This window comes from Conexibacter sp. CPCC 205762, assembly GCF_030646155.1.
Taxonomy (GTDB): Bacteria; Actinomycetota; Thermoleophilia; order Solirubrobacterales; family Solirubrobacteraceae; genus Conexibacter.
This window is the reverse complement of the sequence record NZ_JAUTDN010000051.1, coordinates 24,028-32,800: the sequence shown is the minus strand read 5'-3', so window position 1 is coordinate 32,800 and position 8,773 is coordinate 24,028. Positions and strand designations below refer to the sequence as shown.

General features: G+C 73.5%; 9 protein-coding genes. 3 read left to right on the top strand and 6 right to left on the bottom strand.

Annotated elements, in window-relative coordinates; all coding sequences use genetic code 11:
- Nucleotides 1–125: 125 nt before the first annotated feature.
- The 3 genes from Q7L73_RS25510 to Q7L73_RS25500 all read right to left on the bottom strand — a co-directional run bounded on the left by Q7L73_RS25510 (nucleotide 126) and on the right by Q7L73_RS25500 (nucleotide 3,625).
- Nucleotides 126–1,325: an RNA polymerase sigma factor gene (locus tag Q7L73_RS25510; RefSeq protein ID WP_304694516.1), complete on the bottom strand. Its 1,200-nt coding sequence runs from the start codon at nucleotides 1,323–1,325 to the stop codon at nucleotides 126–128.
- A gap of 7 nt (nucleotides 1,326–1,332) precedes the next feature.
- The gene (locus Q7L73_RS25505) at nucleotides 1,333–1,746 is read right to left on the bottom strand and encodes a YciI family protein (RefSeq protein ID WP_304694517.1); all 414 of its coding nucleotides are present in this window, start codon (nucleotides 1,744–1,746) and stop codon (nucleotides 1,333–1,335) included.
- A gap of 106 nt (nucleotides 1,747–1,852) precedes the next feature.
- Nucleotides 1,853–3,625 (bottom strand): oleate hydratase, encoded by a 1,773-nt coding sequence (locus Q7L73_RS25500; protein WP_370552451.1) that lies wholly within the window; start codon nucleotides 3,623–3,625, stop codon nucleotides 1,853–1,855.
- 160 nt (nucleotides 3,626–3,785) lie between these two features.
- Here Q7L73_RS25500 and Q7L73_RS25495 point away from each other — a divergent pair, with 160 nt between their 5' ends.
- From Q7L73_RS25495 to Q7L73_RS25485, 3 genes are read left to right on the top strand one after another with little or no spacing between them, the layout of a single operon-like run.
- On the top strand, nucleotides 3,786–4,466 hold the full coding sequence (locus Q7L73_RS25495; protein ID WP_304694521.1) for a ferritin-like domain-containing protein: 681 nt from the start codon (nucleotides 3,786–3,788) through the stop codon (nucleotides 4,464–4,466).
- Between the two features lie 14 nt (nucleotides 4,467–4,480).
- A complete protein-coding gene (locus tag Q7L73_RS25490) occupies nucleotides 4,481–5,212 on the top strand; it encodes a ferritin-like domain-containing protein (RefSeq protein WP_304694523.1) in 732 nt (243 codons plus the stop codon).
- 4 nt (nucleotides 5,213–5,216) lie between these two features.
- Nucleotides 5,217–6,029, top strand: coding sequence for a L,D-transpeptidase (locus tag Q7L73_RS25485; RefSeq protein WP_304694525.1), 813 nt, complete (start codon nucleotides 5,217–5,219; stop codon nucleotides 6,027–6,029).
- 17 nt (nucleotides 6,030–6,046) lie between these two features.
- On the opposite strand, the gene Q7L73_RS25480 is transcribed toward Q7L73_RS25485, so the two are convergent.
- From Q7L73_RS25480 to Q7L73_RS25470, 3 genes are read right to left on the bottom strand one after another with little or no spacing between them, the layout of a single operon-like run.
- Nucleotides 6,047–6,625 (bottom strand): TetR/AcrR family transcriptional regulator, encoded by a 579-nt coding sequence (locus Q7L73_RS25480; protein WP_304694527.1) that lies wholly within the window; start codon nucleotides 6,623–6,625, stop codon nucleotides 6,047–6,049.
- A gap of 42 nt (nucleotides 6,626–6,667) precedes the next feature.
- A complete protein-coding gene (locus Q7L73_RS25475; protein WP_304694529.1) occupies nucleotides 6,668–7,960 on the bottom strand; it encodes an LLM class flavin-dependent oxidoreductase in 1,293 nt (430 codons plus the stop codon).
- A complete protein-coding gene (locus Q7L73_RS25470; protein ID WP_304694531.1) occupies nucleotides 7,957–8,748 on the bottom strand; it encodes an SDR family NAD(P)-dependent oxidoreductase in 792 nt (263 codons plus the stop codon). Before Q7L73_RS25470 ends, Q7L73_RS25475 begins: the two co-directional genes overlap by 4 nt.
- Nucleotides 8,749–8,773 lie beyond the last annotated feature (25 nt).

Genomic DNA, 8,773 nt, shown 5'->3' with positions numbered 1-8,773 from the left:
GCGGGGCCGGGCGGGCGGGGCCGGGCGGGCAGGGCCGGGCGGGCAGGGCCGGGCGGGCAGGGCCGGGCGGGCAGGGCGGGCGGGCAGAGCCGGGCGGGCGGGCGGCGATGGCGCGAGCGACCCGCTCACCCCCGCGCTCGCGCCGCCTGACGGACGAGATGGTCGCGCTCGGCGACGGTCGGGGCGCGGCGGGCGGCCTCGGCGTACGCCGCGCCGGCGGCGGGGAGGTCGCCGGCCAGCTCGTGCAGGTGGCCGCGGACGGCGTGCCAGCGATGGCGCTCGCCGAGCACCTCGCGCAGGCGGTCGGTCTCGCGCAGGCCGGCGGCGGCGCCGGCGACGTGGCCGACGGCGACGGCGCGGCCGAGGACGGCGGCGGGGTCGTCGCGGACCGGGTCGGCGACGAGCGCGACCAGCTCGTCGTACCAGGAGAGGACCTGCGGCCAGTCGGTCTCCGCGGCGCTGGCGGCGTCGTCGTGGAGCGCGGCGATCGCGGCCTCGAGCTGGTAGCGGCCGGGCGGCCGCTCCGGCGTCTGCCGCGCCAGCGCCGCCTGCAGCACGCGCACGCCCTCGGCGATCTCGCGTCTGTCCCACAGCCCGCGGTCCTGGCGGTCGAGCGTGACGAGCCGACCCTCGGCGTCGATCCGCGCCGGCAGGCGCGCGTGGTTGAGCAGCATCAGCGCCAGCAGGCCGTGCGCCTCCGGCTCGTCCGTCGCGAGCGTCAGCTGGCGGGCGAGCCGGATCGCCTCGCCCGCCAGGTCGACGCGACCGCCGTGACCGGTCGTGTAGACAAGGTAGAGCACGCGCAGAACGACGGCGAGGTCGCCGGGCCGGTCGAGCCGTCTGCCGCGCAGCGTCCGCTTCGCGCGGCTGATCCGCTGCGCCATCGTCGCCTCGGGGACGTAGAAGGCGTCGGCGATCTCGCGCGTCGTGAGGCCGCCGACGGCGCGCAGCGTCAGCGCCACCTGCGAGGCCGGCGCGAGCGCAGGATGACAGCAGCGGAAGAGCAGGAAGAGCGTGTCGTCGCCGATCTCGCCGGCCGCCGGCTCGGCGCGCGGCTCAGCCTCCGCCTCCTGCTCGCGGCGGTGGCGGGCGGCCTCGCTGCGGCGGGCGTCGACCAGCCGCCGCGTCGCGACCGCCGTCAGCCAGGCGCGCGGATCGTGCGGCGGATGCTCGGGCCAGACCCGCAGCGCCTCCAGCAGCGCCTCCTGCAGCGCGTCCTCGGCTGCGTCGAACTGCTCGCCCCGCCGCACCAGCCCGGCCAGCACGCGGGGGACGAGCGCACGCAGCGCGCGCTCGTCCCAGGCCGCGGCCGGCTCGTAGGTCACGGCCGCGTCAGTCCTCGCTCGAGGCTCTCCCGGACAGCACCTCGCGCACGTCGATCCACTCGTGCAGCGGGCCGCCTCCCGGGCCGGGCTCGGAGGAGATGTGGGCCGCGATCTCCAGCGCGCGCTCGCGCGAGTCGACGTCGACCAGGTACCAGCCGGCGACGAGGTCGTTGGTCTCGGGCAACGGGCCGTCGGTGACCACGGGCGCGGCGTCCGGCCCGCCGTAGCGGACCCACGTCTGCGCCTGCGAGAGCGCCTGCGAGTCGACGTACTCGCCGCTCTCCTCCAGCAGCGCTCTGACCTGCCGCAGGAAGGAGAAGTGCGCCTCGACGTCCTCGGGCGCCCACTGGTCCAGCGGCGGGAACGGGTGGTGCGGCGCCGGGCCGCCGCTGTAGTGCTTGAGCAACAGGTACTTGGGCATCGTGGTCTCCTTCGTGTCGGGGCCGCTTCGTCGGCGGCGTTCACCCTGTGAGCGGAGCCGCGCGCGGCTTCTCGACATCGAATTCGGAGCCTGCCCGATCCTGCGCTCAGGCGTCGTCGTCGGGGACGAGGCCGAACTCGGTCGCGAGCGCGCCGATCTCGGTCTCGTCGAGCTTGCCCAGCAGCCAGCGGCGCAGCGGCCCGGGGCCGGGGAGCTGGAGCGCCTTGCCGTCGCGCAGCCGCGTCGTCGCCGCCAGCAGCTTGCGCACGTCGTAGGTCGAGTTGAAGACCTCGGGCACGCCGCGCTCGATCTCCAGCAGCGTGTAGACGGCCTCCATCGGCGTCCGCACCGAGTACTCGGTCGTGAAGATGCAGTCGCGGCTGCTCTCGGCGAACTGGCCGATGAAGGCGAAGTTGACCGACCCCGCGGGCACGACGTCGGGCCGGTCGCCGGCACGGCGGGGCATGAAGAAGGCGGTGACGTAGGGCATCATCACCGGCACGCACTTCGCCCCGGTGCGCGCGAGCTCGGGGATCTCGTCGTCGGGGACGCCGAGGTGGTGCAGCCACTCCTGCACGATCTCCTCGCCCGTGCACTCCTGCATCGGCTTGCGGATCCGGTCGCCGGGCGTCTCGACGAACAGCGAGTAGAGCCAGACGACGATCTGGTCGCTCGGCTGCTGCTTGAAGTGCGGCTGGCGGTTGACGGTCCAGCTCAGCAGCCAGCTGGAGTCCTTCACCGTGACGATGCCGCCGGTGACGACTCTGCCGCTGAACGGGTCGCGCTTGCAGATCCGCTCGATGTATCTGGGGATCCGCTCGTCGAGCGTCGTGACCGTCGCCGACTCCCACTTCGTCTGCGGGATGTGGGCGCCGAAGACGTCGGGGCGGCCGAAGGCCGGATCCTTGGCTGCGATCCGGCGCCACAGCTCCCACGCGGGCGCGGGTCCGGTGTTCAGTCTCGCCGGCGTCTCGTGGTCGCCGTTGTCGGAGTTCTCCGTCAAGGAGCCGATCGTCATGAACAGCAGGTCGTCGGGGCCGAGGTCGACGCCGCCGGGCGTGCCGTCGTGGACCCAGTCGAGCCGCTCGGCCTGCTTGCGGCCGGGCTCCAGCTTGAAGCCGACGTCGGTCACCTCAGTGCCGAAGCGGAAGACGACGCCCTGCTCCAACAGCCACCTCCAGAGCGGCAGCACGAGCGACTCGTACTGGTTGTACTTCGTGAACTTGAGCGCGGAGAAGTCCGGCAGGCCGCCGATGTGGTGGACGAAGCGGTGCAGGTACAGCTTCATCTCCAGCGCGCTGTGCCACTGCTCGAACGCGAACATCGTGCGCCAGTAGAGCCAGAAGTTGCTGCCCAGGAACTGCTCGCCGAAGACCTCGTCGATCCGCTTGCCCTCCAGCTCCTCGCGCGTCGCGAGGAAGACCTCGACGATCTCCTTCTGCGCCCGCTCGGTGAGCGTGAAGAGGCCGTCGGTGCCGGCGTCGCGACCGCGTTCGACGGTCGCGCGCTGCAGCGAGCTGTTGGGGTCGTCCTTGTTGAGCCAGTAGAACTCGTCCAGCACGGAGGCGCCCTCGACCTCGATCGACGGGATCGAGCGGAAGAGGTCCCAGAGGCACTCGAAGTGGTCCTCCATCTCGCGGCCGCCGCGGACCACGAAGCCCTTCTTCGGCTCCTTGATGCCGTCGAGCGCGCCGCCCGGCAGCGCCAGCCGTTCGAGGACCGTGATCCGCTCGCCGCGCAGCTGCCCGTCGCGGATCAGGAACGCCGCGCCGGCCAGCGACGCGAGGCCCGCGCCGACGAACCACGCGCGCTTGCCGTCGACGCCGGCCGGCTTGCGCGGGCGCGCGAAGGCCTCGTAGTTGCCGCTCGTGTAGCGCATGCGAAACGTCACCCACCGTCGTCGGAGTCCAGATGGCTTGCCCGCATGCGACCGACTGAAAACCGGTCGTGACGGCAGGTTCGATCGCATGACGACGAGTGATCCAGGTCGGCAGGTCCGCCGCAGTTAAGGGCCTACTGACTTCGGAAGGGGTCCCAGCATGTTCCACCGGGCGAAGCTCGCCGAGCTCGACCGCGATGACGCGATCCTCGAGACGGCTGCAGACGCGGCCGACGCGGCTCGCAGCAGCGGCACGACACGCGCCGCGTTCCTGACGCGCGGCGGGCTGATGGTCGGCGCCGGGCTCGGGCTCGGGTCGCTGCCGATCGCGCTCGCCGGCGCACAGGGCGGTCTCTCCTCAGGCGACGTGAGAATTCTCAATTACGCGCTGACGCTGGAGTACCTCGAAGCGGCGTTCTACGCCGACGCGCTCAAGAGAGCGGGGCTGAGAGGCAACGTGCTCGCGTTCGCGAGAACGGCGCACGGCGACGAGCAGGCACACGTCGACGCGTTGAAGAGAACGCTCGGCGGCAAGGCGGTCAAGAGACCGAGATTCGACTTCATGGACGCGACCGGCTCGCAGGACGCGTTCCTCAGAACGGCGATGACGCTGGAGGACACCGGCGTCTCCGCCTACCAGGGCCAGGCGCCGAACATCGCCTCCAGAGACGTGCTCGCGGCGGCCGGGGCGATCCTCGCCGTCGAGGCGCGGCACGCGGCCTGGGTCGCCGACCTGATCGGCAGAGGCTCAGACCCGTCGCCCGCGCCCGACGCCTTCAGCCCCGCGCTCGACATGAACGCCGTGCTCGCGGCCGTCAGAAGAACCGGCTTCATCCAATGAGGAGGACGCGAACGATGGCCGACATCCACCCCACCCTCGACGAGCTCGACCGCGACGGCGCGCTGCGCGAAGCCGGCGCGCGCGTCGACCCGATCACGCGCGGCTCGTTCCTGCGCCGCGCGCTCGCGGTCGCCGGCGGCGCCGCCGCAGCCGGCATCGCGCTGCCTGCCCTGTCGCCCGGCGCCGCGCTGGCGCAGAGCGGCAGCGACGTCGACATCCTCAACTATGCGCTGACGCTCGAATACCTCGAGGCCGCGTTCTACGCCGAGGCCGTCTCCAGAGGCGCGCTCAGCGGCGAGCTGGCGACCTTCGCGAGAACGGTCGCCGGGCACGAGCGCGCGCATGTGCTGGCGCTGCAGAGAGCGCTCGGCAGCAAGGCGGTCAAGAGACCGAGCTTCGACTTCAAGGGCACGACCGGCTCGCAGGACGCCTTCTGGAGAACGGCGCTGACGCTGGAGGACACCGGCGTCGAGGCCTACCAGGGCGCGGCGGTCAACATCCAGAGCAGAGACATCCTCACCGCCGCGATCTCGATCCATCCGATCGAGGCGCGCCACGCCGCCTGGATCGCGTCGATCTCCTCCAGAGGCGGGACGTCGCCCAACTCGCCCGCGCCGCAGCCGTTCAACCCGGCGAGAACGATGGACGAGGTGCTGGCGGTCGTCAGATCGACCGGCTTCATCTCGACGATGGCCGGCGCGACCCCGTCGCAGGGGATGACGAGCCAGCCGGCGATGACCGGCTGAGCCGATGCGGCGAGCGCTCACAGGCGTCGCGGTGGTGCTCGTCGCCGCCGCGGCCGGGCTCGGCCTCAGCGCCTGGCTCGGCGGCGGGGGCGACGGCCGCGGCGACGCGGACGCGCAGACGCGCGGCGACCTCGGGGCGCTCAGCGCCGCCGCGCCGGCCGCACGCGGCGCGACCGACTTCGATCCCGCCGCCGCAGCCTCAGCTCCAGGCAGGGGCACGGCGATCGTCGCGCGTGGGAAGCGCGCGACGATCGCCGTTCATCGCAGCCCCGGCGGCGCGGTCGCGCGGCGGGTCGAGCGCCGCAGCGTCGAGGGCCGGCACCTGCCGGCGATCTTCCGCGTGCTGCAGCAGCGCGGCCCGTGGCTGCGGGTCGAGCTGCCGGTCCGCCCCAACCAGGGGCGCGGCTGGATCCGCGCCGCCGACGTGACGCTGTCGCGCAGCGACTACCGGATCGTGATCGCCCGCCGCGCCCACCGCCTGACGCTGCTGGAGAACGACCGCGTCGTGCTGCGCGCGCCGATCGCGGTCGGCAGAGCGGTCTCGCCGACGCCAACCGGCAGCTACTTCGTCACCGACCTGCTGCGCCCGCCCGACCCGAACGGCTTCTACGGCCCCTACGCCTTCGGCCTGTCGGCCTACTCGCCCGTCTACACCAGCTTCGCCGGCGGCGACGGGCAGATCGGCATCCACGGCACGAACACCCCGAGCGTGCTCGGCAGCGACGTCTCGCACGGCTGCGTCCGGATCGCCAACGCGACGATCACGCGGCTCGCGAAGACGGTCCCGCTCGGCACGCCGGTCACGATCCGCAGCTGACGCGCCGCAAGGGCGCGTCAGGCCGGCGGGCGCATCCCGGCGATGTAGATCTCCAGCCCGCGGCGCCACTCGTGCTCGTCGGCGATCTCCGACAGCATCAGGAAGATCCGCAGCACATCGCCGTAGTCGAGGTCGGCGCGCAGCTCGCCGGCTGCCTGCGCCTGCGCGAGCAGGCGCTCGCCGGCGCGCGCGCTCTGCTCGACCAGCTCGCGCTGCCGGAAGGCCAGCCCGCGCAGCGCGGCGGCCATCCCGAGGTCGCGGTGCTCCAGCTCGGCGAACTCCCACATCGCGTCGATCAGCGCCTGGCCCGCGTCGGCGCGCCCCTCGTGTCTGGCCCAGATCTCCAGCCAGACCGGCAGCCGCTCGTCGAGCAGGTCGGCGAGCAGGTCGTCCTTCGACGCGAACGTGCGGTAGACCGACGACATCCCGAGTCTCGCCTCGCGCGCGACGTCGGTCATCGTGAAGGCCGGGCCGAGCCGCGCGATCACCGTTCTGGCGGCGGCGAGCAGCTGCTCGCGCCGCCGCTGGAAGGCGGCGCGCTGGTCCGGCGCGAGCTGCTCGGGCGGGCGCAGCGCCCACTGCGGCTGACGAGACATCTGCGACAGCCTAATCCCGCGCGGAGACCGCTCGTCGCGCGCTCAGTCGCCGACCCCGTAGCGCGCCCGCAGGCTCGTCTCGCCGTACTCGCTGCGGAACAGCCCGCGCCGCTGCAGCTCCGGCACGACGCGGTCGAGGAAGGCGACGCCGTCACGCGGGAGCGCGGGCGGCATCACGTTGAAGCCGTCGGCCGCGCCGGCTCTGAACCAGGCCTCCAGCTCGTCGGCGATCTGCTCGGGCGCGCCGGCGATCACGCGGTGGCCGCGGCCGCCGCCCATGCGGGCGATCAGCTGTCTGAGCGTCAGCTGCTCGCGCTGCGCCAGCTCGACGATCAGCGCGAAGCGGCTCTTGTGCGTCTCGATCCCGTCGGCCGCCGGCAGCGGCGGCAGCGGCGCGTCGAGCGGGTGGCCGGAGAGGTCGACGCCGAGGAACTCGCGCAGCTGGTGGAGCGCGTACTCGGTCACGATCAGGCCGTCCAGCTCTTCCGCCCGCTCGCGCGCCTCGGCCTCGGTCGCGCCGATCACCGGGCAGATGCCGGGCAGCACGACGACGCGGTCGGGGTCGCGCCCGTGCGCGCCCGCGCGCGCACGGATGTCCTCTCGGAAGGCGACCGCGCCGTCGAGCGTCTGCTGGGCGGTGAAGACGGCGTCGGCGTAGCGGCTGGCGAGCGCGCGGCCGTCCTCGGAGGAGCCGGCCTGCACGAGCAGCGGGCGCCCCTGCGGCGAGCGCGGCACGTTGAGCGCGCCGGCGACCTCGAAGTGCGTGCCGGCGTGCGCGGCCGGCCGCACGCGCGCGTCGTCGACGTAGATGCCGCGCTCGCGGTCGTCGATCCGCGCGCCCGGCTTCCAGCCGTCCCACAGCTTCAGCGCCACGTCGGTGAACTCGGCGGCGCGGGCGTAGCGGGCGGCGTGGTCGGGGAAGTCGCGGCCGTAGTTGCGCGCGGCGGCCGGATCGATCGAGGTGACGATGTTCCAGCCGACCCGCCCGCCGCTGATGTGGTCGAGCGTCGCGAGCTGGCGCGCGACCGTGTACGGCTCCGAGAAGGTGGTCGAGACGGTCCCGATCAGGCCGATCTGCTCGGTCTGCGCCGCCAGCGCCGCCAGCAGCGTCAGCGGCTCCAGCGACTCGACCGCGTTGTAGCGCGCGCTCGGCGGCAGCGCGAGCCGGTCGGCGAAGAAGACCGAGTCGAGCGCTGCCGCCTCGGCGCGGCGGCAGAGGCCGGCGTAGAAGGCGACGTCGGTCGTCCCGCCGGCGGGCGCGTCCGGCAGCCGCCAGGCGGCCTCGTGGTGGCCGACGCCGAGCACGAACAGGTTGAGGTGCATGGCGGCGCTCATCGCTGCGACTCCGCCGCGCCGAGCGTCGCGCGGTAGCGGGCGGCGCTCGTCAGGCCGCCGTCGACGACGACCGTCGTGCCGTTGACGTAGCCGCCGCGGGGTGAGCAGAGGAAGGTCACGACGGAGGCCAGCTCGGCCGCGCTGCCGAGCCGTCTGAGCGGGACGAGGTCGGACATCGCGGCGACCGTCTCCTCGCTGGCCCACTGCTCGAAGCGCGGCGTGACGGTCGTGCCGGGGCTGACTGCCAGCACGCGCACGCCCGCCGGGCCGGCGGCGGAGGCGAGCAGCTTGACGTAGTTGTCGATCGCCGCGTTCGCGCCGCCGGTCGCGAGCGTGTCGCCCATCGCGCCGGTCGAGGCGATCCCCGACAGCAGCACGATCACGCCGCCGTTGCCGGCCGTCGCCATCCGCTGCGCGACGCGGCGGGCGAGGTGGCCGGGGCCGATGTACTTCGTGCGCAGGTTGCGCTCCCACTCGGTCACGTCGAACTCCCAGATCGAGTCGAAGCCGGGGCGCGCGACGCTGATCACGAGGATCTCGACCGGCGTGCCGGCCGCGTCCAGCTCGGCCAGCGCGGCGTCGATCGAGGCCTCGTCGGCGATGTCGAGCACGACCGTGCCGGCGGGTTCGAGGCCGTGCTCGGCGGCGGCCGCCTCCAGCGTCTCGCGACGGTGGCCGGCGACGGTCACGAGCGCGCCCTCGGCGGCGAGCTGGCGCCATGTCTCCAGGCCGATTCCGCGGCTGGCGCCGACGACGAGCGCATGGCGGCCGCGCAGTTCGAGATCCATGAGGGTCCTTCCGATGTCAGGGGGA